Source organism: Stenotrophomonas sp. YJH_SMC_123 (assembly GCF_059368215.1).
This window is the reverse complement of record NZ_JCAFRM010000001.1, coordinates 1,027,605-1,053,654: the sequence shown is the minus strand read 5'-3', so window position 1 is coordinate 1,053,654 and position 26,050 is coordinate 1,027,605. Positions and strand designations below refer to the sequence as shown.

The window sequence follows — 26,050 nt, the reverse complement described above, 5'->3', positions numbered from 1 at the left end:
GGCGAGATCGTCGCCTCGGTGCAGCGCGTGACCGACATCATGGCCGAGATCTCTGCGGCCTCGCAGGAACAGTCGGCGGGCATCGAGCAGGTCAACCAGACCGTGGTGCAGATGGACGAAACCACCCAGCAGAATGCTGCGTTGGTGGAAGAAGCCACTGCTGCGGCACGCGCAATGGAGGACCAGGCCGGCCAGCTGGCTGACGCCGTGGCGATCTTCCGCCTCGACAACCAGGTGTCCGCCGCAGTGAAGGCCGTGGCCGCGCGCGCGGAGCCGGCCCGTATCACCACCGTGGCACGCCCGCAGCCGACCAGCACGCCCGCTCCGGTCCGCCGCAGCAGCAACGCCAGCACCTTCGCCGCCAGCGACAGCGACTGGCAGGAATTCTGAGACCCACCCGCGGCGGCTGCGGCCGCCGCCTCTGCCGATGGACACGTCCCCCGTGCAAAGTCCTACCCCCATCGTCACCGGCCCGCGCGAATTCGAGTTCGCCGACCGCGATTTCCGCCGCGTCTGCGACCTGATCTACCAGCGCGTGGGCATCGCCCTCGCGCCGGCAAAGCGCGACATGGTCTATGGCCGCCTGTCGCGCCGCCTGCGCACGCTGGGCATGCGCAGCTTCCAGCAGTACCTGGACCATCTGGAACAGGAAGATGGTGACGAATGGCAGGCGTTCACCAACGCGCTGACCACCAACCTGACCTCGTTCTTCCGCGAACCGCATCACTTCGACAAGCTGCGCGAGGAACTCCAACAGCGCTCCAGCCGCGCCCCACTGCTGCTGTGGTCGTGCGCGGCGTCCACCGGCGAAGAGCCCTACTCGATGGCGATCACCGCCTGCGAGGCCTTCGGCACGTTGAAGCCGCCGGTACGCATCATTGCCACCGACGTCGATACCCAGGTGCTGGCCACCGCCGGCCGCGGCGTCTACAACATCGATCGCGTCGCCAGCCTCGATCCGGACCTGCGCCGCCGCTACTTCCAGCGCGGCAGCGGCCCCAACGAGGGCCAGTGCCGCGTGCTGCCGGCGCTGCGCGAACTGATCGAGTTCCGCCCATTGAACCTGCTCGCCCCGCGCTACGACGTCGGCGGCCCGTTCGACGCGCTGTTCTGCCGCAACGTGATGATCTACTTCGACAAGCCGACCCAGCGCGCCATCCTCGGTCGCCTGGTCCAGCACCTGGCCGATGACGGCCTGCTCTACACCGGCCATTCGGAGAACTACCTGCACGCCGCCGACCTGATCCAGCCCTGCGGCCGCACCCTGTACCGCCGTGCGGCAAAGGCCGGCGCATGAATGCCTCGCTGCGTACCGACGATGTGATGCGCTACCAGGATGCGCGCTTCCAGACCATCGCCGCCAAGCTGCTGCCGACCCAGTACCTGGTGGTCGATGACACCACTGCGCTGACCACCACGCTGGGCTCCTGCGTGGCGGCCTGCCTGCGCGACCCGGTGCTGAAGATCGGCGGCATGAACCACTTCCTGCTGCCGGAGGGCAACGCCGGTGACGGCGCACCCGCACGCTACGGCAGCTATGCGATGGAACTGCTGATCAACGACATGCTCAAGCGGGGCGCCCACCGCAAGCGCATCGAAGCCAAGGTGTTCGGCGGCGCCAACGTGCTCAAGGGCTTCACCAGCAATCCAGTGGGCACCCGCAACGCCGAGTTCGTGCGCCAGTACCTGCAGGCCGAGCACATCCCGATCATCGCCGAGGACCTGTGCGGCATCCATCCGCGCAAGATCTGGTTCTTCGCCGACACCGGCCGCGTGGTGGTGCAGCGCCTGCCGCATGCGCATGAGGCCGAAGTGGCCGCCACCGAATCGGCGGTGCGTGCGCGCCTGTCCAAGGCGCCGGTCACCGGTGGCGTGGAGCTGTTCGAATGACCTTTACCGGCAACGCCCCCTGCCGGGTGCTGATCGTCGACGACTCTGCCGTCGTGCGCCAGATGCTCACCGAGATCCTGTCCAGCGATCCCGCCATCGACGTGGTCGGCACCGCCGCCGACCCGCTGCTGGCCCGTGAAAAGATCAAGCGACTGGCCCCGGACGTGATCACCCTGGACGTGGAAATGCCGCGCATGGACGGGCTGGCGTTCCTGGAAAACCTGATGCGCCTGCACCCGTTGCCGGTGGTGATGATCTCCTCGCTCACCGAGCGCGGCGCCGACACCACCCTGCAGGCACTGGCGCTGGGCGCCGTGGATTTTGTGTCCAAGCCGAAGTTGGACGTGGCCCGCGGCCTGCAGGGCTACGCCGACGAGATCATCGCCAAGGTCAAGATGGCGGCGCGCTCGCGGGTACGTCCGCTGGTGCGCGCTGCCGCGCCGAAGCTCATGCTGGACGCCGCGCCCGCGATACGCCCGGCCGCGCCGCAGTTCCGCACCACCGACCGACTGATCGCGATCGGTTCCTCGGCGGGCGGCACCGAAGCGCTGCGCGTGGTGCTGGAAGGCATGCCTGCCGACGCGCCCGCCGTGGTGATGACCCAGCATTTGCCGGCCAGCTTCAGCAGTGCCTTCGCCGAACGCCTGGACCGGCACTCGGCGATGGCCGTGCGCGAGGCCAGCGATGGCGAAGCGGTGCTGCCTGGCCATGCCTACCTGCCACCCGGCGGCAAGCACCTGCGGATCATCCGCGACGGTGCGCGCTGGCGCTGCCGCGTCGACGATGGCCCGGCAGTGAACCGCCACAAGCCCGCGGTGGACGTGCTGTTCCGTTCGGTCGCGCAGAACGCCGGTGGCAATGCGATCGGTGCCATCCTCACCGGCATGGGCGACGACGGCGCACGCGGCCTGCTGGAAATGCGCCAGGCCGGCGCGCCGACGCTGGTGCAGGACGAAGCCACCAGCGTGGTCTGGGGCATGCCGGGTGCCGCGTTCAAGCTGGGCGCGGCCGAGGAACAGGTGCCGCTGGAGCGGATCGCCGAGCGATTGCTCGCCCTCGCCCGCGGCTGACAGGCCCTGTAGAGCCGAGCCCACGCTCGGCTGCTTTTCAGGCCCGCACCGGCAAGCCGCGCGTAGGCTCGGCTCTATTGAACTCCAGCGTTGCGCCGCGAGCGTCACATGCAACCCGTTCGACACGCCCGTAACATCACCACAGCTTGAACGACACCGGCACGCGGATCTCTCCGGGCACCGGCACACCGCCTTCGCTCGCCGGCAGGTACTGCCACTTGCGAGTCGCCGCCTGCGCGGCCTCGTCCAGCTCCGGCCAGCCAGTGCTCTGCAGTACGGTGGCACTGACCTACTGCCCGTCGGCAGCCACCTGCACCATCAGGATCGCTTCGCCCTCCTTCTCATCGCGAAAGGCCTGTGATGGATAGCGCGGCGGGTTGTTGTGCTTGGTCTCCATCACGATTGATGCCGGCACGTGCGCGGGGGCGAACGTTCTCGACAACCGCTTGCTGCGTCTCCTGCTGCGCCATGGCGCTGTGGGCCATCATCACCGTGGCCAGCACCACCGCACTGCCAACGCAGCGCCAGCAGCGGGAGCGGCTCCCTCTCAATCGATCCTGCGACACCCGTGTACTCCAAGAAACGAAGCGGCAAGTCTAGCCCGGTGCATAACGAAGAGCCCCCGGCTTTCACCGGGGGTTCTTCGTTTACATCATCAACCGATCAGCAGGATCAGACAGCGACCGTCTTGGCCGCGTCCTGGTATTCCTCGATCTGGTCGAAGTCCATGTAGCGGTAGGTCTCCGCGCCGCTGGCGGCGATCACGCCCACATCGGCCATGTACTCTTCCTTGGTCGGGATGCGGCCCAGACAGCTCGGGAAGTCGCCCGGCGAAGCCCGAAACCCCAGTGGAAAACGTGCATTCATGAGCACCATGGCTCATGGAAGATCTCCACTTTCACTGCTGTATCAGCCTTTCCCGCTTGACGGCCCTCTTCCGCTCCCTGAGCAGCATAACCACACCGGGATAGACGTACTCCTTGATCGATCTGAGGTCACGGGTACAACCGGGAAAGTGATAAGCGATGGCGTCCGCCTTCAGGCCCGACATTTCCTGTTCAAGCCAACCTTCGATGATGCTGGTTACATCCCCTACCCGATCGGCAATACCCGGTGCAATATAAGGAACAACAAACGTGCATGCCAAACGGTGATCACCTTCGTCAAGCAGCAGGTGGCCTGCGTCCTTCCACGCTGCAGCCATCGCGCGGCGCATATGCACACGGCAATCGACCGCCTCTCGACCAATGGGCTGCCACGCTTGCTTGGCCTCTATCGCAAACTGGTTCCTGCCATTTGTCAAAAGCAGATCGACTCTGCCCGGACTGATTGAACCACTCTCCACCCGGCCATGTGGCGCGCTGTCCTCCATCAAGTTGGCGCGGACACGTGCCCGCTTACTACTGCTGAACTCCTCAATGGCCATCCAACGGCCGGAACTCACCCTCCACGCAGCGCCCGCAAGGCTGCTCAACGTCGCACGTTCGTTGTACCACCAGAGCGCATCGTTCGAGTTGCGCCGGCTATACGTGGTAAGAATTTCCATCCATGACTCGACGACTGGCTTCAGCTTGGTAGCTGACCTTCCCGCTCCATGGAATCCAGCCAAACCACTTATGTCCTTCATTGTCCGCTTCCCTGTTCCGGTGATGCATCTCAGTTCAACGGGACATGATCGCCAATCGCCTTGAAAAAATCGAGAAGAGCACAGCTATCCGGGGCAGTTATCCGGAACCTTTGTATCGACGAGTTGACGACAAAGCGCAGGAAATACCGCGCCAGGCTTCAATCAAGGAGGTATCGGCGATGAACCTACCCTTGGTCGTAATGCGATGTAGGAACGTCCTGTCAGCCATTTGAATCGCGCCAGGCTTCAGCGACTCCAATCAGTCATGGTCCGACTATCAGCTGGACGTGGATGCTGGCTCGCCAGAACGGTCCCGTCAAGCTTGATCAGCTCCAAGGTCTGATCTGTCTTCAACGTCTCAAACAGACCATCCGCTTGATGATGAATCGATAGAAATCCCTGTTCGAACAGCGTCGTTCCTGTGTCTGGGTCAAGAAAATTAACCGTAACATCACCGGCACTGTTTCGGTCACGCACGAAAACCAAGCCCTTCGAAACACTCACGTAGCCGTAGCGGGGTGCCAGCCTCCACCGCCCCGACTCATCCAGCAGACCCCAGCGACCCCGCAGTGAGAGGGCATAGACCCTTGTTCCATCCGCCAAAAACTCCGGTGAGGGATCATGCGGCGTGAAATCAGCCACCGCATTACCGCGCAGATCGAGTATGTGATACCCGGGGTCATATCCCAGTCGTTCGAATGCCGCGACCAGATTCGGACCCAATGTTTGTATCCGACGGTAGCGAGGAGGAATCAGCCAAGCACCCGTAGGATCTATTACACCCCATCCTCCATCGGCTTGGGCCAACAGCAGTTGGTCATCCAGTCCTGCCGCGGTTTGAAAAGGCGCAAGTCGGTAGTACAGGGAAGACGAGATGCTGCCGTCTTCCAGCATCATGAAACGCACCCCCGCTTCGCCGGGCCTTTGATACTCGACGATCCTGCGGTTCAACGGATGCAGGCCTGCAGCGCGTTGCAGGGAGCGCAGCGCCCCATCCAGACCTACAACGTATTCATCATCTTCCGAACTGAAAATTACATAGCCTACTCGTTCAGCGAACTTATCTGTTTTCATACAGTGGCCTGCAGGCGTGGGAAACATCCTGCCCGCGCGCGTTACAATTTCTCCGAAAGTGCCCTGTCCACAAAAAACCCCCGGCTTTCACCGGGGGTTCTTCATTTCAACGAGATGCCGGCCAGCGGCCGGCACTACCGCATCAGGCAGCGACCGTCTTGGCCACGTCCTGGTATTCCTCGATCTGGTCGAAGTTCATGTAGCGGTAGATCTCCGCGCCATTGGCGTTGATCACGCCGATGTCCGCCATGTACTCCTCCTTGGTCGGGATGCGGCCCAGGCGCGAGCAGATCGCCGCCAGTTCCGCCGAACCCAGGTACACGTTGGTGTTGCGGCCCAAGCGGTTCGGGAAGTTGCGGGTCGAGGTCGACATCGCGGTGGAGCCTTCGCGGATCTGCGCCTGGTTGCCCATGCACAGCGAGCAGCCCGGCATTTCCATGCGCGCGCCGGTAGCGCCGAAGGTGCCGTACACGCCTTCCTTGGTCAGCTCCGAAGCATCCATCTTGGTCGGCGGGGCCACCCACAGGCGGGTCGGCAGGTCACGCTTGCCTTCCAGCAGCTTCGCAGCGGCGCGGAAGTGACCGATGTTGGTCATGCACGAACCGATGAACACTTCGTCGATCTTGGCACCGGCCACTTCGGACAGGGTCTTCACGTCGTCCGGGTCGTTCGGGCAGGCCACGATCGGCTCATGGATGTCGGCCAGGTCGATCTCGATGACGGCGGCGTATTCGGCGTCGGCATCCGGCTCCAGCAGCTGCGGGTTGGCCAGCCACGCTTCCATCTTCTCGATGCGACGCTGCAGCGAACGCGGGTCCTGGTAACCCTCGGCAATCATCCACTTCAGCAGGGTGATGTTGCTGGTCAGGTACTCGATGATCGGTTCCTTGTTCAGGCGCACCGAGCAACCGGCCGCCGAACGCTCGGCCGAGGCATCGGACAGCTCGAACGCCTGCTCGACCTTCAGCTCCGGCAGGCCTTCGATTTCCAGGATGCGACCGGAGAAGATGTTCTTCTTGCCAGCCTTGGCCACGGTCAGCAGGCCCGACTTGATCGCGTACAGCGGGATCGCGTTGACCAGGTCACGCAGGGTCACGCCCGGCTGCATCTTGCCCTTGAAGCGCACCAGCACCGACTCCGGCATGTCCAGCGGCATCACGCCGGTGGCCGCGGCGAAGGCGACCAGGCCCGAACCGGCCGGGAACGAAATACCCACCGGGAAACGGGTGTGCGAGTCACCACCGGTGCCGACGGTGTCCGGCAGCAGCATGCGGTTGAGCCAGCTGTGGATCACGCCGTCGCCCGGGCGCAGCGAAACGCCGCCACGGGTGGAGATGAACTCCGGCAGGGTGTGGTGGGTCTTCACGTCCACCGGCTTCGGGTACGCGGCGGTATGGCAGAACGACTGCATCACCAGGTCGGCCGAGAAGCCCAGGCACGCCAGGTCCTTCAGCTCGTCGCGGGTCATCGGGCCGGTGGTGTCCTGCGAGCCCACCGAGGTCATCTTCGGTTCGCAGTAGGTGCCCGGGCGCATGCCCTGGCCTTCCGGCAGGCCACAGGCGCGGCCGACCATCTTCTGCGCCAGCGAGAAGCCCTTGCCGGTGTCGACCGGCTGCACCGGCAGGCGGAACAGATCGGTCGGGGCCAGGCCCAGCGCTTCGCGCGCCTTGCCGGTCAGGCCACGGCCGATGATCAGCGGAATGCGGCCACCGGCACGCACTTCGTCGAACAGCACGTCGGACTTGACCTGGAACTCGGCGATCACTTCACCGTTCTTCAGCGCCTTGCCTTCGTACGGACGCAGCTCGACCACATCGCCGTGTTCCATCTTCGACACGTCCAGCTCGATCGGCAGCGCGCCGGCATCTTCCATGGTGTTGTAGAAGATCGGGGCGATCTTCGAACCCAGGCAGACGCCACCGGCGCGCTTGTTCGGGATGAACGGAATGTCATCGCCGGTCCACCACAGCACGCTGTTGGTGGCCGACTTGCGCGAGGAACCGGTGCCGACCACGTCGCCGACGTAGGCAACCAGGTGGCCCTTTTCCTTCAGCGACAGGATCTGCTGGATCGGGCCGCGCTTGCCGTCTTCTTCCGGGGTGAACGGCGCGTCGTCGCGCTTGTTCTTCAGCATCGCCAGGGCGTGCATCGGAATGTCCGGGCGGGTGGTCGCGTCCGGTGCCGGCGACAGGTCGTCGGTGTTGGTCTCGCCCGGCACCTTGAACACGGTGACGGTCAGGCTCTGCGGCACTTCCGGATTGCTGGTGAACCACTCGGCATCGGCCCAGCTCTGCAGCACGGCCTGGGCGTTGGCGTTGCCGGCCTTGGCCTTTTCCTGCACGTCATGGAACGCATCGAACACCAGCAGGGTCTTCTTCAGGCCGTTGGCGGCGATGGTGCCGACGCTGGCGTCGTCCAGCAGCTGCACCAGCGGGGCGACGTTGTAACCGCCGAGCATGGTGCCCAGCAGTTCGGTGGCGCGCTCGCGGCTGATCAGCGGGTTCTGCTCGCTGCCCAGGGCGATCGCCGCCAGGTAAGAGGCCTTGACCTTGGCCGCGTCATCGACACCGGCCGGCACGCGATGGGTCAGCAGGTCGAGCAGGAACTCGGCCTCGCCCTGCGGCGGGTTCTTCAGCAGTTCGATGACATCGGCCGTCTGCTGCGCGCTCAGCGGCAGCGGCGGGATGCCAAGCGCAGCGCGCTCGGCGACGTGGTGGCGGTAGGCTTCCAACATGACAACTCCCGGGTAATGCGTAGGTTGAAATAACAAAGTGGGCTCAGGCGTGCGGCACGATCAGCTTCAGGCCCTTGAAGTAGTCGCGGTAAAACGTGTCGTTCCAGGTGATCAGGCCGTCACACTGCAGCAGTGCGTGGGCGCCGACCATGAATTCGTCCAGGCTGCGGCGGCTGCCGCCGCGCTGGCGATGACGGCGGTGCATCTCGCCGGCGCGCAGCGCCGACTTGGCTTCCATCGGGTTGAAGTGCACGCCCATTTCTTCCAGCGCTTCGAGCACCTCGGCGCCGCCGCGCAGCGATGCGCAGACCTCGGCCAGGGTCGCGCCACAGACCACCACGCGGCCACCGACCAGGCTCTGCCGGAGGATGGCTTCCACGGCATCGGCCTGCGGACCATTGCTGAGCAGCTCGACCAGCACCGGTGAATCGACGGCGATCATCACGGCTTATTCCTCGTCACGCACCGCGCGTACCGCTGCGTCGGACGATTCGAAGCCGTCCAGCGCAAACTTGCCGCGCGCCCGTGAAATCGCATCGTCAACACTCTTGCGCAGGATGATGCGGCTGCCGTCCAGCTCGACCTTCAGCAGCGTGCCCTTGGTCAGGCCGAGGGCATCACGCACCGCCTTGGGCAGGGTGATCTGTCCGCGTTCTGCAACAGTGGCTTCCATCGGTAGGCCCTCCAGAGTATGCACAAATTATACATACTTCCCCGGGCATACTTCCACCCTGAACAGGACCGGCGCCCCGCCAGCCCTTGCCTCGCAAAGGATCGGCCACAAACGTGACATACGCCATACACCTTCCCCTGTAGTCTGGAACCGCTGCCGCAGGCCGGAACCCGGCCCGGATGAATCCATTCAGTCTGAGGTTCATACTGGGACGACCGGGGCCGTCAGGCCCGCGGCGACCGCAAGCAGGCCCGCCCATGCGCGGGCCACTGCAAGCCATCCGCAAGAAGGAGTTACCCCGCATGAGCGATTCGTTCTCCACCCGCAGCCAGCTGAACGTCGGCGGCAAGACCTACGACTACTTCAGCCTGCCCACGCTGGGCCAGCGCTTCGATATCTCCCACCTGCCCTACTCGATGAAGATCCTGCTGGAGAACCTGCTCCGGCACGAGGACGGCGGTATCACCGTCGGCAAGGACCACATCGAAGCCGTGGCCCGCTGGAACCCGGCGGCCGAGCCGGACACCGAGATCGCCTTCATGCCGGCGCGCGTGGTCCTGCAGGACTTCACCGGCGTGCCCTGCGTGGTCGACCTGGCCGCGATGCGCGACGCGGTCGTCAAGCTGGGCGGCTCGCCGGAGCAGATCAACCCGCAGATCCCCTCCGAACTGGTCATCGACCACTCGGTGCAGGTCGATGTGTTCGGCAAGCCGGACGCGCTCGACCTCAACGGCAAGATCGAGTTCCAGCGCAACCAGGAACGCTACGGCTTCCTGCGCTGGGGCCAGAAGGCCTTCGACAACTTCAAGGTGGTGCCGCCGAACACCGGCATCGTCCACCAGGTAAACCTGGAGAACCTGGCCCGCGTAGTGATGACCGCCGACAAGGACGGCAAGGCGGTCGCCTACCCCGATACCGTGTTCGGTACCGACAGCCACACCACCATGATCAACGGCATCGGCGTGCTTGGCTGGGGCGTGGGCGGCATCGAAGCCGAGGCCGCCATGCTCGGCCAACCGTCGTCGATGCTGATTCCGCAGGTGGTCGGCTTCAAGCTGACCGGCAAGCTGCCCGAGGGTGCCACCGCTACGGACCTGGTGCTGACCGTCACCCAGATGCTGCGCAAGCTGGGCGTCGTCGGCAAGTTCGTCGAGTTCTACGGTGACGGCCTGCAGCACCTGCCGCTGGCCGACCGAGCCACCATCGGCAACATGGCCCCGGAGTACGGCGCCACCTGCGGCATCTTCCCGATCGACGCCGAATCGCTGAACTACCTGCGCCTGTCCGGCCGCAGCGAAGAGCAGATCGACCTGGTCGAAGCCTATGCCAAGGCACAGGGCCTGTGGCACGAACCGGGCAGCCCGCATGCCCAGTACAGCACCACGCTGGAACTGGACATGGGCACGGTGAAGCCGTCGCTGGCCGGCCCGAAGCGTCCGCAGGACCGCGTGCTGCTGGAGGACGTGCAGAAGAACTACCGCGAAGCACTGGTTGGCATGACCAGCAACCGCGACAAGCGCAGTGATGATGTTTCCTCGTTCGTCAATGAAGGCGGCGGCGCGGCGGTCGGCAACGAGCAGCTGGCCAAGGGCTTCGCCGACATCGAGATCGAAGGCCGCAAGGTGCGGCTGAAGGATGGCGCGGTGGTCATCGCCGCTATCACCTCCTGCACCAATACCTCCAACCCGGCGGTGATGATCGGTGCCGGCCTGCTGGCCCGCAATGCGGCCGCCAAGGGCCTGAACCGCCAGCCGTGGGTGAAGACCTCGCTCGGGCCGGGCTCGCGCGTGGTCACGGACTACCTGGAAAAGGCCGGCGTGCTGAAGGAGCTGGAGAAGATCGGCTTCTACGTGGTCGGCTACGGCTGCACCACCTGCATCGGCAACTCCGGCCCGCTGCCGACCGAAGTCAGCGCCGGCATCGCCACCGGCGACCTGGTGGTCACCTCGGTGCTGTCGGGCAACCGCAACTTCGAGGGTCGCGTGCACCCCGAAGTGAAGATGAACTACCTGGCAAGCCCGCCGCTGGTGGTGGCCTATGCCATCGCCGGCACCACCGACATCGACCTGACCACCCAGCCGCTGGGCACCGGCAGCGATGGCCAGCCGGTGTTCCTGCGCGACATCTGGCCGAGCAACAAGGAAATCGGCGATGTCATCGCCGCCACCATCGGCCCGGAGATGTTCAAGCAGAACTACGCCGACGTGTTCAAGGGCGACACCCGCTGGAACACCATCGCCTCGCCGGACGGCAACCTGTACGCGTGGAGCGATGCCTCCACCTACATCAAGAACCCGCCGTACTTCGATGGCATGACCATGCAGACCGGCAGCATCGACGACGTGCACGGCGCACGCGTGATGGGCCTGTTCGGCGATTCGATCACCACCGACCACATCTCCCCGGCCGGCAACATCAAGAAGGACTCGCCGGCGGGCCGCTTCCTGCAGGAACGCGGCGTGCAGCCGGCCGACTTCAACAGCTACGGCAGCCGCCGCGGCAACGACGACGTCATGGTCCGCGGCACCTTCGCCAACATCCGCATCAAGAACCTGATGTTCGGTGGCGAGGAAGGCGGCAACACCCTGTACTACCCCGCCGGTGGTGGCCAGCCGGAGAAGCTGGCGATCTACGATGCGGCCATGAAGTACAAGGCCGACAAGGTGCCGCTGGTGGTGCTGGCCGGCAAGGAATACGGCACCGGTTCGTCGCGCGACTGGGCGGCCAAGGGCACCCTGCTGCTGGGGGTGAAGGCGGTCATCGCCGAAAGCTTCGAGCGCATCCACCGCTCCAACCTGGTCGGCATGGGCGTGCTGCCGCTGCAGTTCCGCAACGGCGAGAACGCGCAGAGCCTGGGCCTGGACGGCTCGGAAGTGATCGACATCACCGGCCTGCAGGACGGTGCCAGCAAGCGCGCCACGGTCACCGCGACCAAGGCCGATGGCACGAAGAAGACCTTCGAGGTCTCGGTGATGCTGCTGACCCCGAAGGAAGTCGAGTACTTCCGTCATGGCGGCCTGCTGCAGTACGTGCTGCGCCAGCTGGCAGCCAAGTAACGGAAAAGGGCCGGATCCTTGCGGGTCCGGCCCTTTCCGTCTGCGATGCCCCCCTGTAGAGCCGAGCCTGCGCTCGTCTGCTTCTGCGCCAACAGCAGCCGAGCGTGGGCTCGGCTCTACAGAGGCGCTCAGCGGCGGGGTGCGTCCGGGTCGGTGCGCAGCGCCTTCAGCAGGCCCCACATGTAGAACGCCAGCGTGAACGAGAACGGCAGGCCACACAGCACCACCGCCGTCTGCATCGCACTGAAATTGCCGGCCAGCAGCAGGCCGACGCTGGCCACGGTAATGCCGGCCGCCCAGAACACGCGCAGCCAGATCGGCGCGTCATGGCCGTCTTCCACACCATCGTCAACGCGACGGGTGCACAGGTTGGCGATCATCAGCGTGCCCGAGTCGACCGGGGTCAGGAACAGCACGAAGCCGATCACCACCGCCGCACCGGCAACGTACGGCGCGCCGGGCAGGTATTCCAGCAGCTTGAACAGCGTCATCGCCGCATCGTGCTGGGCCACCTCACCCAGGATCGCCTGGCCGTGGTTGAGCACCAGGTCGATGGCGGTGTTGCCGAAGATCGACAGCCAGGCCAGGGTGAAGCCGAGCGGGATCAGCAGCACGCCCATGATCACTTCGCGGATGGTGCGGCCGCGCGAGATGCGCGCCACGAAAAGGCCGACGAACGGCGCCCAGGCGATCCACCAGGCCCAGTAGAACAGCGTCCACGAGCCCATCCACTCACGGCCCTTCGGGTCGTTGAGGTACATGTCGAAGCTCTTGCGCACGAACGCGCCAAGGTAATCGCCGGTGTTCTGGATCAGGCCGTCGAACAGGTGCAGGGTCGGGCCGGTGACCAGCACGAACAGCAGCAGGCCACACAGCAGGCGCACGTTGAGGTTGGACAGCCAGGCAATGCCCTTTTCCACACCGGCGACCACGCCGATGGTGGCCACCACCATCATCACCAGCACGATGGCCACCAGCACCTGCGGCGTATCCGGGATGTGGAACAGGTAGACCAGGCCGGACTGCACCACCAGCGCGCCGATGCCGAGGTTGGTCACCATCGAGATCAGCGTGGCCAGGATGCCGAAACCATCGACCATGTCGCCGATGCGGCCGTGGATGCGCTCACCGAAGATCGGGTACAGCGCCGAGCGCAGCGCCAGCGGCAGGTCGCGGCGGTACGCGAAGTAGCCCAGCGCCACGCCGACCAGCGCGTACAGCGCCCAGCCATGCAGGCCCCAGTGCAGGAAGGTCAGCACCATCGCTTCGCGGCCGGCGGCCACGGTCCCGCCGGGTTGCCCGGGCGGATGCAGGAAATGGTCCAGCGGCTCGTAGGCACCGTAGTACAGCAGCGCGATGCCGATGCCGGCCGAGAACAGCATCGAGACCCAGGCAACGTAGCCGAAGGCCGGTGACTCCTCGTTGTGACCCAGGCGGATGCGGCCATACGGCGAGAACGCCAGCCACAGCACGAAGCCCAGGCACAGCACGATCAGCAGCATGTACCACCAGCCGAACGCGGCCGACACCTCGGCCTGCGCCCATTGCAGCCAGTGCTCGCTGCCTTCGGGATAGAGAACGGTGAGCAGCCCGAGGATGCCGATCGACACCGAGGAGCTGAGAAAGACAAAACGGTTCAAGCGCAGGGGCGAACGCTTGGGATGAGCCAGGGAAGACATGGGATCGTCTCATCAGTCCGGGGGAGCACATGGGCGGGGCCGGACCGGTAAACCGGGCCCATGGCGTGGGGCGCGAGCGCATCCTAGGGTTTATTGATTGAACGTTCAATCAATAAAAAGCATAATGGCGGGCAGCCGATCCTTCGGGTCGCAATCCGTGGAGAGACAATGCCGAAGAAAGGCGTGGAACCGGTACGGCGCGAACAGCTTATCCGGGCCACTTTCCAGACCATCGACGAGATCGGCATGGCCGACGCGACCGTCGCCACCATCGCGAAGAAGGCAGGGCTGTCCAGCGGCATCGTCGCCCACTACTTTGGCGACAAGGACGGCCTGCTCAATGCTGCAATGCGGCAGATCCTGCGCGAACTGAAGGACGCCGTCGCCCGCTACCGCGCCGAGGCCAGCGATGACCCCCGCGAGCAGTTGCGTGCCATCGTCGATGGCAACTTCGACGACAGCCAGATCAACGGTACCGCAATGCGCGTCTGGCTCACGTTCTGGGCCGCCAGCATGCACCAGCCGGAACTGGCCCGGCTGCAGCGCGCCAACGACCAGCGCCTGTTCTCCAACCTGTGCCACCAGTTCAACCGCCTGCTGCCCCACCCGCAGGCCCGCCTGGCCGCCCGTGGCCTGGCCGCGATGATCGACGGCCTGTGGCTGCGTGGCAGCCTGGTCGGCGGCCAGTTCAACGCCGACAAGTCGCGGCGCATCGCCTACGGCTACATCGACTTCCAGTTGCAGGCTGCCGCGCTATAAGCGCTTCAGCACCCGCCCCCTTCCAAGGAGTACGCCCCATGACCACCCTGCCCGTCCAACAGCTCTACATCCACGGCCAGCGCGTCGATGCCACCAGCGGCAAGACCTTCAAGACCGTCAACCCGGCCACCGGTGAGGTGATCGCCGAAGTGCAGGTTGCCAGCCAGGCCGACGTCGAGCGCGCCGTGCAGAGCGCGGCCGAAGGCCAGAAGGTGTGGGCCGCGATGACGGCCATGGAGCGCTCGCGCATCCTGCGCCGCGCCGTCGAGCTCCTACGCGAGCGCAACGACGAACTGGCCCACCTGGAAACCCTGGACACCGGCAAGGCGCTGGCCGAGACCACCACCGTGGACATCGTCACCGGCGCCGACGTGGTCGAGTACTACGCTGGCCTGGCCACCGCCATCGAAGGCATCCAGCTGCCGCTGCGCGAATCGAGCTTCTTCTACACCCGCCGCGAACCGCTGGGCGTGGTGGCCGGCATCGGCGCCTGGAACTACCCGATCCAGATCGCCATGTGGAAGTCGGCCCCGGCCCTCGCCGCCGGCAATGCGATGGTGTTCAAGCCGTCCGAAGTGACCCCGTTGACCGCGATCCGGCTGGCCGAGATCTACACCGAAGCCGGCGTGCCGGCCGGCGTGTTCAACGTCGTGCAGGGCCCGGGCCGCGAGATCGGGCAGTGGCTGACCGAGCACCCGGTGATCGAGAAGATTTCCTTCACCGGCGGCGTCGCCACCGGCAAGAAGGTCATGGCCAGCGCGGCGTCCTCGTCGCTGAAGGAAGTGACCATGGAGCTGGGCGGCAAGTCGCCGCTGGTGATCTGCGATGACGCCGATCTGGACCGCGCCGCCGACATCGCGGTGATGGCCAACTTCTTCAGCTCCGGCCAGGTCTGCACCAACGGCACCCGCGTGTTCGTGCCGCGCAGCATGCTGGCCGCGTTCGAGGCCGCCGTTGTCGAGCGCGTCAAGCGCATCCGCATCGGCGACCCGATGGCCGCCGAGACCAACTTCGGCCCGCTGACCAGCTTCCCGCACATGGAAAACGTGCTGCGCTACATCGAAAGCGGCAAGGCCGAAGGCGCCCGCCTGCTGACCGGCGGCGGCCGTGCCACCGAAGGCGCGCTGGCCAATGGCGCGTACGTGCTGCCGACCGTGTTCTCCGACTGCCGCGATGACATGACGATTGTCCGGGAAGAGATCTTCGGGCCGGTGATGAGCATCCTCGCCTACGACGACGAAGACGAAGTGGTGCGTCGTGCCAACGACACCACCTTCGGCCTCGCCGCCGGCGTGGTCAGCAAGGACGTCAGCCGCGCCCACCGCATCATCCACCGCCTGGAAGCCGGCATCTGCTGGATCAACACCTGGGGCGAATCGCCGGCCGAAATGCCCGTCGGTGGCTACAAGGAATCCGGCGTCGGCCGCGAGAACGGCATCTCGACCCTCGGCCACTACACCCGCATCAAGTCGGTGCAGGTCGAGCTGGGCGACTACGCCAGCGTGTTCTGACCAGCGCGCCGCCAGCACGCCCCATCGTCCGGCCACCGCGCCGATCCGACATCCCGCCGGGACGCCTGCATGCAGCGCGCCCCGGCCTGCAGGAGACACCCATGAGCACCCACAACGAGTACGACTACATCATCATCGGCGCTGGTTCGGCCGGCAACGTGCTGGCTACCCGCCTCACCGAAGATGCCGATGTCAGCGTGCTGCTGCTGGAAGCCGGTGGCCCGGACTACCGGCTCGACTTCCGTACCCAGATGCCGGCGGCACTGGCCTTCCCACTGCAGGGCAAGCGCTACAACTGGGCGTACAAGACCGATCCGGAGCCCTTCATGAACAACCGCCGCATGGACTGCGGCCGCGGCAAGGGCCTGGGCGGCTCGTCGCTGATCAACGGCATGTGCTACATCCGCGGCAACGCGATGGACTATGACAACTGGGCCAGCATGCCGGGCCTGGAAGACTGGACCTACCTGGACTGCCTGCCCTACTTCCGCAAGGCCGAAACCCGTGATATCGGCCCCAATGACTACCACGGTGGCGACGGCCCGCTGCGCGTTACCACGCCGAAGGCCGGCAACAACGAGCTGTTCGCTGCGATGGTCGAAGCCGGCGTGCAGGCCGGCTACCCGCGCACCGACGACCTCAACGGCTACCAGCAGGAAGGTTTCGGCCCGATGGACCGCACGGTGACCCCGAAGGGCCGTCGTTCCAGCACCGCCCGCGGCTACCTGGACCTGGCCAAGCCGCGCCCGAACCTGACCATCGTCACCCACGCGCTGACCGACCGCATCCTGTTCTCGGGCAAGCGCGCCGTGGGCGTGCAGTGGCTGCACAGCGACCGGCCGCAGCGCGCCACCGCCCGCCGCGAAGTGCTGCTGTGCGGCGGCGCCATCGCCTCGCCGCAGATCCTGCAGCGCTCGGGCGTCGGCCCGGCCGACCTGCTGCGCAGCCTGGACATCGACCTGGTGCACCACCTGCCGGGCGTCGGCGCCAACCTGCAGGACCACCTCGAGATGTACCTGCAGTACGAGTGCAAGAAGCCGGTGTCGCTGGCGCCGGCACTGAAGCTGTACAACCAGCCGGCGATCGGTGCCGAGTGGCTGTTCCTGGGCACCGGCATCGGCGCCAGCAACCAGTTCGAGGCCGGTGGCTTCATCCGCAGCGACGCCGAATTCGACTGGCCGAACCTGCAGTACCACTTCCTGCCGGTGGCGATCAATTACAACGGCTCCAACCCGATCAAGGCGCACAGCTTCCAGATGCACGTCGGTTCGATGCGCTCACCCAGCCGCGGCCGCATCCACGTGCGCTCGAAGGACCCGCGCGAACATCCGAGCATCCTGTTCAACTACATGTCGCACGACCAGGACTGGCGCGAGTTCCGTGCGGCGATCCGCATCACCCGCGAGATCTTCGCGCAGCCGGCACTGGCCCCGTACAGCGGCCGCGAGATCTCGCCGGGAAGCGCGCTGCAGACCGACGCGCAGATCGATGCGTTCGTGCGCGAGCACGCCGAGACTGCCTATCACCCGTCGTGCTCGAACAAGATGGGCCATGCCGACGATCCGATGGCGGTGGTCGATGGCCAGGGCCGCGTGCACGGGCTGGAAGGCCTGCGCATCGTCGATGCCTCGATCATGCCGCAGGTGGTGACCGGCAACCTCAACGCGCCGACCATCATGATGGCCGAGAAGCTGGCCGACGTGATCCGCGGCCGCACCCCGCTCGCCCGTAGCACCGCGCCGTACTACAAGGCCAACGGCGCACCCGTTCGCAAGCAGGGTTGACGCAGCCGGCCCGTTTGGGGCCACGGTAGTGCCGGCCGCTGGCCGGCATCCATCGCATGGTCCGTCCAGCGCAGATGCCGGCCAGCGACCGGCACTACCCAGCAAAGAGGCTCTTCGGGGCCTCTTCGCGTTTTCCCTACGGCGGGGTATGCTGCAATGACCGGCCGTTGTCGATACGCTCAGGGCCGGACCTAATACATCACGATTCCTGGAGGGGGAATATGAGTCTGGATCGTCCCTGGCTGCAGAGCTATCCGAAAGGCGTTCCCGCCGAGATCGACGTCAACGAGTTCCATTCGGTAGCTTCGGTCTTCGACGCTTCCGTCGCGAAATTCCGCGACCGTCCCGCCTACTCCAGCTTCGGCAAGGTCCTCACCTACGGCGAGACCGACGCGCTGGTCGAACAGTTCGCGGCCTACCTGCTCGGTGAGCTCAAGCTCAAGAAGGGTGACCGCGTCGCCCTGATGATGCCCAACTGCCTGCAGTACCCGGTGGCCACCTTCGGCGTGCTGCGCGCCGGCCTGACCGTGGTCAACGTCAACCCGCTGTACACCGCCCGCGAGCTCAAGCACCAGCTGGTCGATGCCGGCGTGACCGCGCTGGTGGTGGTCGACAACTTCGGCGACACCGTCGAGCAGGTCATCGCCGATACGCCGGTCAAGCATGTGGTCACCACCGGCCTGGGCGACCTGCTCGGCGCCAAGGGCGTGATCGTCAACTTCGTGCTGAAGTACATCAAGAAGATGGTGCCCAACTACCATCTCAAGGGCGCGGTGCGCTTCCGCCAGGCGCTCAAGCTCGGCAGCCGCCACAGCCTGCCCAAGGTCGAGATCGACCACGACGACATCGCGTTCCTGCAGTACACCGGCGGCACCACCGGCGTGGCCAAGGGCGCGATGCTGACCAACCGCAACCTGATTGCCAACATGCAGCAGGCCTCGGCCTGGATCAGTGCGTCCGGCATCGAGATGGGCAAGGAGTGGATCATCACCGCCCTGCCGCTGTACCACATCTTCGCGCTGACCGCGAACGGCCTGGTCTTCATGAAGTTCGGTGGCTGCAATCACCTGATCACCAACCCGCGCGACATGAAGGGCTTCGTCAAGGAGCTCAAGTCGGTGCGTTTCACCGCCATCACCGGCGTCAACACGCTGTTCAACGGCCTGCTCAACACCCCCGGTTTCGACACGGTCGACTTCTCCTCGCTGAAGGTCACCCTGGGCGGCGGCATGGCGGTGCAGCGCGCCGTCGCCGAGCGCTGGAAGAAGGTCACCGGCGTGACCCTGGTCGAGGCCTATGGCCTGACCGAGACCTCGCCGGCAGCCTGCATCAACCCGCTCACCCTGACCGAGTACAACGGCTCGATCGGCCTGCCGATCCCCTCCACCGATGCCTGCATCAAGGATGACAACAGTGCCATCCTGCCGCTGGGTGAGGTCGGCGAGCTCTGCATCAAGGGCCCGCAGGTGATGAAGGGCTACTGGCAGCGCCCGGAGGAAACGGCCAAGGCCATCGACGCGGACGGCTGGCTGCACACCGGCGACATGGCCAAGATGGACGAACACGGCTTCTTCTACATCGTCGACCGCAAGAAGGACATGATCCTGGTGTCCGGCTTCAACGTGTACCCGAACGAAGTCGAGGACGTGATCGCGATGATGCCGGGCGTGCTGGAAGTGGCCGCAGTCGGCGTCCCGGACGACAAGTCCGGCGAGGTGGTGAAGGTGGTCATCGTGAAGAAGGATCCGAACCTGACCGCCGAAATGGTCAAGGAGCATGCCCGGGCCAACCTGACCGGCTACAAGCACCCCAAAATCGTTGAATTCCGAAAGGAGCTGCCGAAGACCAACGTCGGCAAGATCCTCCGTCGCGAACTCCGCGATACGCCCGCCCAGTAAGGGTTTGCGGCAATCTGGACAGTGCAGGGCCCGGGGCGGAAACGTCCCGGGCCCTTTCGCATGCGACGCCGCTGAGGCGGTGTAGCATCGCCGCGTGTGTGGACCGTTCGGCCCGCCGGCCACGCACCTGACACTGCGGGCCGCATGCCGAGGACCCTTCCATGAGTACCATCGAAAAGCTGCCTTCAAGCGGCTCACCGTTCGCCACCATCCGTACCGAAGACAGCGCCGACGGCGCTGCCCACTGGCTGTTCATGCACGCCGATGCCGCCACCGGGATCCGCCCCTGCTGCCGCAAGGACATGCTCGACGAAATGTGGAGCTACATGGCGGCCATCACCCGCAGCCCTGCCGAACGCCACAACGGGACATTGCGGCATTTCGTGCTGGCCTCCGATGCCGTCGCCTACAACCTGGGCGGCGACCTGGACCTGTTCACCCGCCTGATCCGCGAAGGCAACCGCGACCTCCTGCTGAACTACGCCCAGCGCTGCGTGGAGGGCGTGCACCACCTGCACACCGGGTTCGGCGGCGACGTCCGTTCGATCGCGCTGATCCAGGGTGACGCCCTCGGCGGCGGCCTGGAAATGGCCCTGGCCTGCCACACCATCGTCGCCGAGGAAGGCAGCGGACTGGGCCTGCCGGAGGTGCTGTTCGGCCTGTTCCCGGGCATGGGTGCGTACTCCTTCCTGTGCCGGCGCGTGTCCCCCCACCTGGCCGAGAAGATCATCCTCGACGGCCGGGTCTACAGCGCCGAGGAGATGCACGCGATGGGCGTGGTCGACGTGCTGGTGAAGAAGGGCGAAGGCCGGGCGGCGGTGGAGGAACTGATCCGCCAGCAGCAGCGCACGCCGCAGTCCTATCTGGCGATGAACGCCGCACGCGCCATCGCCCAGCCGGTCAGCTACGACGAACTGCTGGAGATCACCAAGGTATGGGTCGATTCCGCCCTCGCACTCGGCGACCGCTCGCTGCGCACCATGGATCGCCTGATCAAGGCCCAGACCCGTCGCGCCAGTCTCGACGCGGCCTGATTCCTCCCCTCCCCCAGGATGGGTTCAAGCCCGGCTGGCCACCGGGCTTTTTTTGGGTTCACGCCACGCCTCAGCGCGCTTCACCATCATCGGCGGCGCCGCGCATGCGGCGTTCGGCCCTCGCGTCCAGTGCGCGCCGGCCTTCCTTGATCGCCTCCTGCAGGATGCCCAGGCGCGTGCGCCATTCGGTCTTGAGCTGCCAGTCGGCCATCCGCATCAGCTCGCCGGCACGGTTGGATGCGCGCATCAGGCCGAGGTTGCTGGCCACGCCCTTGATCGCGTGGGATTGTTCGCGGAACACATCCCACTGCGTGGCCTCGCCGGCCTGCTCGGCCTTGCCCATGCAGCTCGCCACGTCCTCCAGGCACTGGCGGATGAACTCACGTTCGAAGCCCTCGCCCATGCCCAGCGAAGCCAGTTCGTCCAGCACGCTGCTGTCGAGCACGCCATCGTGCAGCGGCGCCGCCGGTCGCACCACCGGTGCGGCCATGGTCTTCAGCTGGGCATTGCTGGCGATCTCGGCCAGCGTATCGAGCAGGCGCACCGCAACGACGGGCTTGGCCAGGAAGGCATGTGCGCCGGCCTGGGTACAGCGCTGGATCGCCTCGGGCGTTACATCCGCACTGAGTACCAGTACCGGCGTGCGCGGACCGCCGCCGGCCTGCATCACCCGCAGTTCCTTGAGCATGTCCAGCCCGCTCATGCCCGGCATGTGCAGATCGACGATGACCGCGTCGAACTCGCTGTCGGCCAGCGCATCCAGCACCGCCTCACCGCCGTCCACGCACAGCACGCGATGGCCGGCCTTCTGCAGCAGGCGCTGCAGGACCATGCGGTTGGCCTCGTGGTCGTCGGCCACCAGGATCTGCATGCTGCGCACGCGGGCGCGATGGCGCAGGAACGGATCGGCAAAAGCGATCACGTTGCCGCCCGGGCCCGCGTCTTCGTCGCCGCTCAGGCTCGGCACCGCGCCCGGCACCTGCGGCTGCGGCGGCGCGAACGGCAGCTCGACCCAGAAGTGGCTGCCGCGCGGCGGGTTTTCCAGATAACCGATGTCACCGTCCATCGCCTCGACCAAGCCTTTGGCGATGGTCGTGCCCAGCCCCGTCCCCTCGTGGCGGCGCGCCATGCTGACATCGGCCTGCTCGAACGCGTCGAACAGCCGTGCACGCATGGCAGGTGGCACGCCGATGCCGGTGTCGAGGATGTCGAAGCGCAACCGCACCGCCCCGCTGGCATCGGCCTGCACCACGCCGACACGTATCTCGACCCGGCCATGGTCGGTGAACTTGACCGCGTTGCCGGCCAGGTTCAGCAGGATCTGCCGCAGGTGCCCGACATCGCCGCGCACGCGTGGCGGCACACCATCGGCCACCTTCACCCGGTAATCCAGCCGTTTGGCCTTGGCCTGTGGCAACAGGATCAGACCGATCGCCTGGATCACGTCGGCCACGGCGAAGTCCTCGGCCACCACGCGCAGCTTGCCGGCCTCGATGGCCGAGATGTCCAGCACTTCCTCCACCAGTGCCAGCAGGCTGCGCGACGACGCCTGGATGGTGTTGAGGCACTCGCGCTGCTCGTCATCCAGGCGCGTGGTGGCCAGCACTTCGGTCATGCCGTTGAGACCGTTCAACGGCGTGCGGAACTCATGGCTCATGTTGGCCAGGAACCGGCTCTTGGCCTCGCTGGCGCGGCGCGCCTCGGCCATCGCTTCGGTCAACTGCCGCAGCAATGTCGAGAAGTACAGCGGCACCGCTGCCAGGCCCAGCCAGAGGCCGATGGCCAGGCGGAAATTCTGTTGCCAGTAAGGCGTCAGCATCACGGTGCAACCGAAGCTCACCATCGCCATGGCCACCGCCACGTACAGATAGTGGTTGCCAAAGCGCATGCCATTGCCGACCGTCACCCACATCACCACGATGTAGACCCAGGCCAGCGGCTCACCCATCTGCACCATGCCGGCAGCAATGAGGCCGTAGTCAGCCAGCATGCCCAGCACGCGGCGGGGATCGGAACGCGCCGGCCGCCACAGCAGCCAGCCGAACAGCAACAGTGACAGGCTCAGGCCGGTCAGCACGATCGCCAGCACACCGACGTACTGGGTGTGCGGCAGATCGTGGCGCGGTGCCGGCAACAGTACGTAGGCCAGGATCAGGCTGATCAGCACGATGCGGACGATCTGCTGGCCGTGCTCGCTGTCCTGGCGCTGGGACAGGCGCAGCCGCAGCTGCGACAACAGGCGTTTCACGCGCCCAGCCCCGGGCGCGCGGACGCCATCGAATGCTCGGCGCAGATCTGGTCGAGCTGTTCGCGGCCGCGCAGCAGCGCGTCCACGCATCGGGGATCGAACAGGCGGCCACGCTGGGCGTAGAGATAAGCCAGGGTGGCTTCCATGGTCCATGCTTCCTTGTACGGACGGGGCGAAATCAGTGCGTCGAAGACATCGGCGACGGCCACGATGCGCGCTTCCAGCGGAATCGCGTCGCCGACCAGCCCATCGGGATAGCCACTGCCGTCATAGCGCTCATGATGACGCAGTGCGATCAACGCGCCAACCTGGATGAAGCGATTCTGGCTGCCGCTCAGCAGTTCATGGCCAATCCGCGGGTGCCGGCGCATGATCGCCAGCTCTTCCTCGTTGAGCTTGCCCTGCTTGAGCAGCACCGCATCGGGAATGGCGATCTTGCCCATGTCATGCAGCGGCGCAGCCATTTCGATCAGGCGCACCTCCTCTTCGGGCAGCCCGAGCTGTTCGGCGATCAGTCCGGCCACGCGCGCCATGCGCTCCAGGTAGGCGCTGGTGCCGGCATCACGGAACTCGATCGCGCGTGCCAGCCGCGACAGCGTTTCGCGCTCGCGCTCTTCGACCTCATGCATGCTGGCCAGCAGGCGCTGCTCCAGCGACAGCGCCCGCTGCTTCACGTTCTCGGTCTGCTGGCGCAGCTGCAGCAGGTTGTAGCAGCGCGCCCGCAGCTCGCGCGGGCGGATCGGCTTGACCAGGAAGTCGATGACGCCTGCTTCCAGTGCCGCCTGCCGGATCGGCTCGTCACCGACCACGGTGATCAGGATCACCGGAATGTCACGGTGCTTGGGCAGGCGACGGAAACGACGGGCGAATTCCAGCCCATCCATCTCCGGCATGCGGTAATCGAGCAGCAGCAGGTCGACCGGATGGGCTTCGCACCAGGCCAATGCGGTCAGCGGGTCTCCGAAGTCATACACGCTCAGTTCCGGCGCGATGTCTTCGATGACGTGACGCAGCATCGTCCGGGCCGAAGTCTGGTCGTCAACGATGACGATGTTCAACGCGTACTCTGCCTGGTTTCTCGACCACGCTGGATCATCAGCAGGCGAGGATACTCTGCCGCTGCGAACGCTCGCACCCTGCATCGGCCTGACTCCCGTGTCATGCGTCCCGATTCATGATCGTCATCACAATGTGAAGCGGACTCCCCACACCGTGCCCTCCCCCTGGCGCCGATCAAGCCATAACAGGCGTCAAGGTAGTGCAATTACGATACGCCGAGTGCGGGACGCGTCAATCGCGCCGTCTCGTTTCGGGACGGCGCGCACAATCGGGAGTCAAAAAGGCGACTTACTGCTCCGGACGCATGTACGGGAACAGCAGTACATCGCGGATCGAGCTGCTGCCGGTCAGCAGCATCACCAGGCGATCCACGCCGATGCCGAGGCCGCCGGTCGGTGCCATGCCGTACTCCAGCGCACGGATGTAGTCGGCGTCGTAGTGCATGGCCTCGTCATCGCCACCTTCCTTCGCCGCCACCTGGGCCTGGAAGCGCTGGGCCTGGTCTTCCGGATCGTTCAGCTCGGAGAAGCCGTTGGCCAGCTCCTTGCCGTTGACGAACAGCTCGAAGCGGTCGGTGTAGCCCGGGTCATTGTCGTTGGCACGGGCCAGCGGCGAGACCTCCACCGGATGGTCGGTGATGAAGGTCGGCTGGATCAGGGTGTGCTCGACGGTGGCCTCGAAGATCTCCAGCAGCAGCTTGCCCCAGCCGTAGGACGGCTTGACGCGGATCTTCAGGCGCTCGCAATGGCGCAGCAGCGCGTCGCGGTCGGTGCAGTCCGCCGCAGAGATTTCCGGATTGTGGTGGCGCACCGCCTCGTCCATGCGCCAGCGGCGGAATGCCGGGCCCAGGTCGATCTTCGCGCCGTCCCATTCGACCTCGGTGCCACCGTTGACGGCCTTGGCCACGTCACGGATCACGCCTTCGGTCAGGTCCATGATCTCGTTGTACGTGGCATAGGCCTCGTACAGCTCCATCATGGTGAATTCCGGGTTGTGGCGGGTGCTGACGCCTTCATTGCGGAAGTTGCGGTTGATCTCGTACACGCGCTCAAGGCCACCCACGGTCAGGCGCTTGAGGTACAGCTCCGGCGCCACGCGCAGGTACAGGTCCAGGTCCAGCGCATTGTGGTGGGTGGTGAACGGCTTGGCCGCCGCGCCGCCGGGGATGTAATGCATCATCGGCGTCTCGACTTCCAGGAAGTCGCGGTTGTCCAGCCACGCGCGCATGGCGCGGATGATCTTCGAGCGCTTGATGAACACCGCGCGCGACTCCGGGGTCACGATCAGGTCGACGTAACGCTGGCGGTAACGCTGCTCGACGTCGGCCAGGCCATGCCACTTGTCCGGCAGCGGGCGCAGCGACTTGGTCAGCAGGCGGATCGATTCGGCCTTGACCGACAGCTCGCCGGTCTTGGTACGGGTCAGGCCGCCTTCGACGGCGATGATGTCGCCCACGTCCCAGCCCTTGAAGGCGGTATAGGCATCGCCCAGCACCGCGCCCTGCAGGAACAGCTGGATGCGGCCGGACTCGTCCTGGATCTGCGCGAAGCTGGCCTTGCCCATGATGCGCTTGGCCATCAGGCGGCCCGCCATCTTCACCTGGCGGCCGTTGCCTTCCAGGGCCTCGGCGGTCCAGGTTTCGGCATCTGCGAATTCTTCCTGCAGGCGGCCGGCGAAGTCCTCGCGACGGAAGTCGTTCGGGTACGCGATGCCCTGCCCACGCAGCGCTTTGAGTTTCTCACGGCGCTCGGCGATCAACTTGTTTTCGTCGACGGGGGGGGTATCGGTAGCTTCGCTCATGGATCTGCGGGAATCGTGTAGTGAGGGGGGATGCAGCGCCCGGCACAGCCGGTTGCCCAGCATACCAAAACCGCCCAGCCCCAGCCCTGGGCCGGGCCCGCCCCGGTAGCCGCCAACCTTGGTTGGCGCCGTGCGTGTCGACCAAGGTCGACAC

20 protein-coding genes and 1 pseudogene are annotated in these 26,050 nt (G+C 65.7%); 10 read left to right on the top strand and 11 right to left on the bottom strand.

Annotation, left to right across the window (positions count from 1 at the left end; genetic code table 11):
* The 4 genes and pseudogenes from AC5P5W_RS04905 to AC5P5W_RS04890 all read left to right on the top strand — a co-directional run.
* Nucleotides 1–390: pseudogene (locus AC5P5W_RS04905) on the top strand (methyl-accepting chemotaxis protein); the annotation flags it as partial.
* Between the two features lie 37 nt (nt 391–427).
* Nucleotides 428–1,297: a CheR family methyltransferase gene (locus AC5P5W_RS04900; RefSeq protein ID WP_049407415.1), complete on the top strand. Its 870-nt coding sequence runs from the start codon at nt 428–430 to the stop codon at nt 1,295–1,297.
* On the top strand, nt 1,294–1,890 hold the full coding sequence (cheD, locus tag AC5P5W_RS04895; RefSeq protein WP_014037083.1) for a chemoreceptor glutamine deamidase CheD: 597 nt from the start codon (nt 1,294–1,296) through the stop codon (nt 1,888–1,890). The genes AC5P5W_RS04900 and cheD overlap by 4 nt, the downstream gene beginning before the upstream one ends.
* On the top strand, nt 1,887–2,960 hold the full coding sequence (locus AC5P5W_RS04890; RefSeq protein ID WP_014647016.1) for a protein-glutamate methylesterase/protein-glutamine glutaminase: 1,074 nt from the start codon (nt 1,887–1,889) through the stop codon (nt 2,958–2,960). The genes cheD and AC5P5W_RS04890 overlap by 4 nt, the downstream gene beginning before the upstream one ends.
* A gap of 136 nt (nt 2,961–3,096) precedes the next feature.
* On the opposite strand, the gene AC5P5W_RS04885 is transcribed toward AC5P5W_RS04890, so the two are convergent.
* The 7 genes from AC5P5W_RS04885 to AC5P5W_RS04855 form a co-directional block, all read right to left on the bottom strand.
* Nucleotides 3,097–3,210 carry a TonB family protein gene (locus AC5P5W_RS04885; protein WP_232017610.1) on the bottom strand — a complete coding sequence of 38 codons (114 nt, stop codon included), beginning with the start codon at nt 3,208–3,210 and terminating at the stop codon, nt 3,097–3,099.
* A 422-nt stretch (nt 3,211–3,632) separates the two neighbouring features.
* The gene (locus AC5P5W_RS04880) at nt 3,633–3,827 is read right to left on the bottom strand and encodes a hypothetical protein (RefSeq protein WP_197575077.1); all 195 of its coding nucleotides are present in this window, start codon (nt 3,825–3,827) and stop codon (nt 3,633–3,635) included.
* Nucleotides 3,828–3,858: 31 nt separating this feature from the next.
* The gene (locus tag AC5P5W_RS04875) at nt 3,859–4,587 is read right to left on the bottom strand and encodes a hypothetical protein (RefSeq protein ID WP_197575079.1); all 729 of its coding nucleotides are present in this window, start codon (nt 4,585–4,587) and stop codon (nt 3,859–3,861) included.
* Between the two features lie 246 nt (nt 4,588–4,833).
* Entirely contained in the window at nt 4,834–5,661 is an 828-nt protein-coding gene (locus AC5P5W_RS04870) for a WG repeat-containing protein (RefSeq protein WP_197575081.1), read from the bottom strand.
* A 142-nt stretch (nt 5,662–5,803) separates the two neighbouring features.
* Nucleotides 5,804–8,395 (bottom strand): bifunctional aconitate hydratase 2/2-methylisocitrate dehydratase, encoded by a 2,592-nt coding sequence (gene acnB / locus AC5P5W_RS04865; RefSeq protein ID WP_169411803.1) that lies wholly within the window; start codon nt 8,393–8,395, stop codon nt 5,804–5,806.
* Nucleotides 8,396–8,438: 43 nt separating this feature from the next.
* Entirely contained in the window at nt 8,439–8,837 is a 399-nt protein-coding gene (locus AC5P5W_RS04860) for a type II toxin-antitoxin system VapC family toxin (RefSeq protein ID WP_005416402.1), read from the bottom strand.
* A gap of 6 nt (nt 8,838–8,843) precedes the next feature.
* Nucleotides 8,844–9,068, bottom strand: a complete 225-nt coding sequence (locus tag AC5P5W_RS04855) for an AbrB/MazE/SpoVT family DNA-binding domain-containing protein (protein WP_005409505.1) — start codon at nt 9,066–9,068, stop codon at nt 8,844–8,846.
* 302 nt (nt 9,069–9,370) lie between these two features.
* Between AC5P5W_RS04855 and acnA the strand changes: the two genes are divergently transcribed.
* Nucleotides 9,371–12,124, top strand: coding sequence for an aconitate hydratase AcnA (acnA, locus tag AC5P5W_RS04850; RefSeq protein ID WP_069118468.1), 2,754 nt, complete (start codon nt 9,371–9,373; stop codon nt 12,122–12,124).
* A gap of 128 nt (nt 12,125–12,252) precedes the next feature.
* On the opposite strand, the gene AC5P5W_RS04845 is transcribed toward acnA, so the two are convergent.
* Nucleotides 12,253–13,803, bottom strand: coding sequence for a BCCT family transporter (locus AC5P5W_RS04845; protein ID WP_014647012.1), 1,551 nt, complete (start codon nt 13,801–13,803; stop codon nt 12,253–12,255).
* Nucleotides 13,804–13,971: 168 nt separating this feature from the next.
* On the opposite strand from AC5P5W_RS04845, the gene betI reads away from it, so the two are divergent.
* The 5 genes from betI to AC5P5W_RS04820 all read left to right on the top strand — a co-directional run bounded on the left by betI (nt 13,972) and on the right by AC5P5W_RS04820 (nt 20,789).
* Nucleotides 13,972–14,562 (top strand): transcriptional regulator BetI, encoded by a 591-nt coding sequence (gene betI / locus AC5P5W_RS04840; protein ID WP_014647011.1) that lies wholly within the window; start codon nt 13,972–13,974, stop codon nt 14,560–14,562.
* A 38-nt stretch (nt 14,563–14,600) separates the two neighbouring features.
* Nucleotides 14,601–16,073, top strand: a complete 1,473-nt coding sequence (betB, locus tag AC5P5W_RS04835; protein ID WP_014647010.1) for a betaine-aldehyde dehydrogenase — start codon at nt 14,601–14,603, stop codon at nt 16,071–16,073.
* 101 nt (nt 16,074–16,174) lie between these two features.
* Nucleotides 16,175–17,857: a choline dehydrogenase gene (gene betA, locus AC5P5W_RS04830; RefSeq protein WP_046430400.1), complete on the top strand. Its 1,683-nt coding sequence runs from the start codon at nt 16,175–16,177 to the stop codon at nt 17,855–17,857.
* Nucleotides 17,858–18,078: 221 nt separating this feature from the next.
* Complete coding sequence (locus AC5P5W_RS04825) at nt 18,079–19,755, top strand: long-chain fatty acid--CoA ligase (RefSeq protein WP_014647008.1); 1,677 nt, start codon at nt 18,079–18,081, stop codon at nt 19,753–19,755.
* Nucleotides 19,756–19,916: 161 nt separating this feature from the next.
* Entirely contained in the window at nt 19,917–20,789 is an 873-nt protein-coding gene (locus AC5P5W_RS04820) for a crotonase/enoyl-CoA hydratase family protein (protein WP_014647007.1), read from the top strand.
* 70 nt (nt 20,790–20,859) lie between these two features.
* Here the strand turns inward: AC5P5W_RS04820 and AC5P5W_RS04815 are convergent, their stop codons facing one another.
* The 3 genes from AC5P5W_RS04815 to lysS form a co-directional block, all read right to left on the bottom strand.
* On the bottom strand, nt 20,860–23,037 hold the full coding sequence (locus tag AC5P5W_RS04815) for a response regulator (RefSeq protein WP_142234670.1): 2,178 nt from the start codon (nt 23,035–23,037) through the stop codon (nt 20,860–20,862).
* Complete coding sequence (gene rpfG / locus AC5P5W_RS04810) at nt 23,034–24,179, bottom strand: cyclic di-GMP phosphodiesterase response regulator RpfG (RefSeq protein ID WP_032959453.1); 1,146 nt, start codon at nt 24,177–24,179, stop codon at nt 23,034–23,036. The genes AC5P5W_RS04815 and rpfG overlap by 4 nt, the downstream gene beginning before the upstream one ends.
* Nucleotides 24,180–24,384: 205 nt before the next feature.
* Nucleotides 24,385–25,896: a lysine--tRNA ligase gene (gene lysS / locus AC5P5W_RS04805; RefSeq protein ID WP_012480078.1), complete on the bottom strand. Its 1,512-nt coding sequence runs from the start codon at nt 25,894–25,896 to the stop codon at nt 24,385–24,387.
* Nucleotides 25,897–26,050 lie beyond the last annotated feature (154 nt).

Bases quoted from the DNA above. Each gene is read 5' to 3' on its own strand.
- AC5P5W_RS04880 (WP_197575077.1), bottom strand. From the start codon at position 3,827: ATGAATGCACGTTTTCCACTGGGGTTTCGGGCTTCGCCGGGCGACTTC.
- AC5P5W_RS04875 (WP_197575079.1), bottom strand. From the start codon at position 4,587: ATGAAGGACATAAGTGGTTTGGCTGGATTCCATGGAGCGGGAAGGTCA.
- AC5P5W_RS04890 (WP_014647016.1), top strand. From the start codon at position 1,887: ATGACCTTTACCGGCAACGCCCCCTGCCGGGTGCTGATCGTCGACGAC.
- lysS (WP_012480078.1), bottom strand. From the start codon at position 25,896: ATGAGCGAAGCTACCGATACCCCCCCCGTCGACGAAAACAAGTTGATC.
- acnA (WP_069118468.1), top strand. From the start codon at position 9,371: ATGAGCGATTCGTTCTCCACCCGCAGCCAGCTGAACGTCGGCGGCAAG.
- cheD (WP_014037083.1), top strand. From the start codon at position 1,294: ATGAATGCCTCGCTGCGTACCGACGATGTGATGCGCTACCAGGATGCG.
- AC5P5W_RS04855 (WP_005409505.1), bottom strand. From the start codon at position 9,068: ATGGAAGCCACTGTTGCAGAACGCGGACAGATCACCCTGCCCAAGGCG.
- betI (WP_014647011.1), top strand. From the start codon at position 13,972: ATGCCGAAGAAAGGCGTGGAACCGGTACGGCGCGAACAGCTTATCCGG.
- acnB (WP_169411803.1), bottom strand. From the start codon at position 8,395: ATGTTGGAAGCCTACCGCCACCACGTCGCCGAGCGCGCTGCGCTTGGC.
- AC5P5W_RS04825 (WP_014647008.1), top strand. From the start codon at position 18,079: ATGAGTCTGGATCGTCCCTGGCTGCAGAGCTATCCGAAAGGCGTTCCC.
- AC5P5W_RS04860 (WP_005416402.1), bottom strand. From the start codon at position 8,837: ATGATCGCCGTCGATTCACCGGTGCTGGTCGAGCTGCTCAGCAATGGT.
- betA (WP_046430400.1), top strand. From the start codon at position 16,175: ATGAGCACCCACAACGAGTACGACTACATCATCATCGGCGCTGGTTCG.
- AC5P5W_RS04820 (WP_014647007.1), top strand. From the start codon at position 19,917: ATGAGTACCATCGAAAAGCTGCCTTCAAGCGGCTCACCGTTCGCCACC.
- rpfG (WP_032959453.1), bottom strand. From the start codon at position 24,179: ATGCAGGGTGCGAGCGTTCGCAGCGGCAGAGTATCCTCGCCTGCTGAT.
- AC5P5W_RS04870 (WP_197575081.1), bottom strand. From the start codon at position 5,661: ATGAAAACAGATAAGTTCGCTGAACGAGTAGGCTATGTAATTTTCAGT.
- AC5P5W_RS04845 (WP_014647012.1), bottom strand. From the start codon at position 13,803: ATGTCTTCCCTGGCTCATCCCAAGCGTTCGCCCCTGCGCTTGAACCGT.
- AC5P5W_RS04900 (WP_049407415.1), top strand. From the start codon at position 428: ATGGACACGTCCCCCGTGCAAAGTCCTACCCCCATCGTCACCGGCCCG.
- betB (WP_014647010.1), top strand. From the start codon at position 14,601: ATGACCACCCTGCCCGTCCAACAGCTCTACATCCACGGCCAGCGCGTC.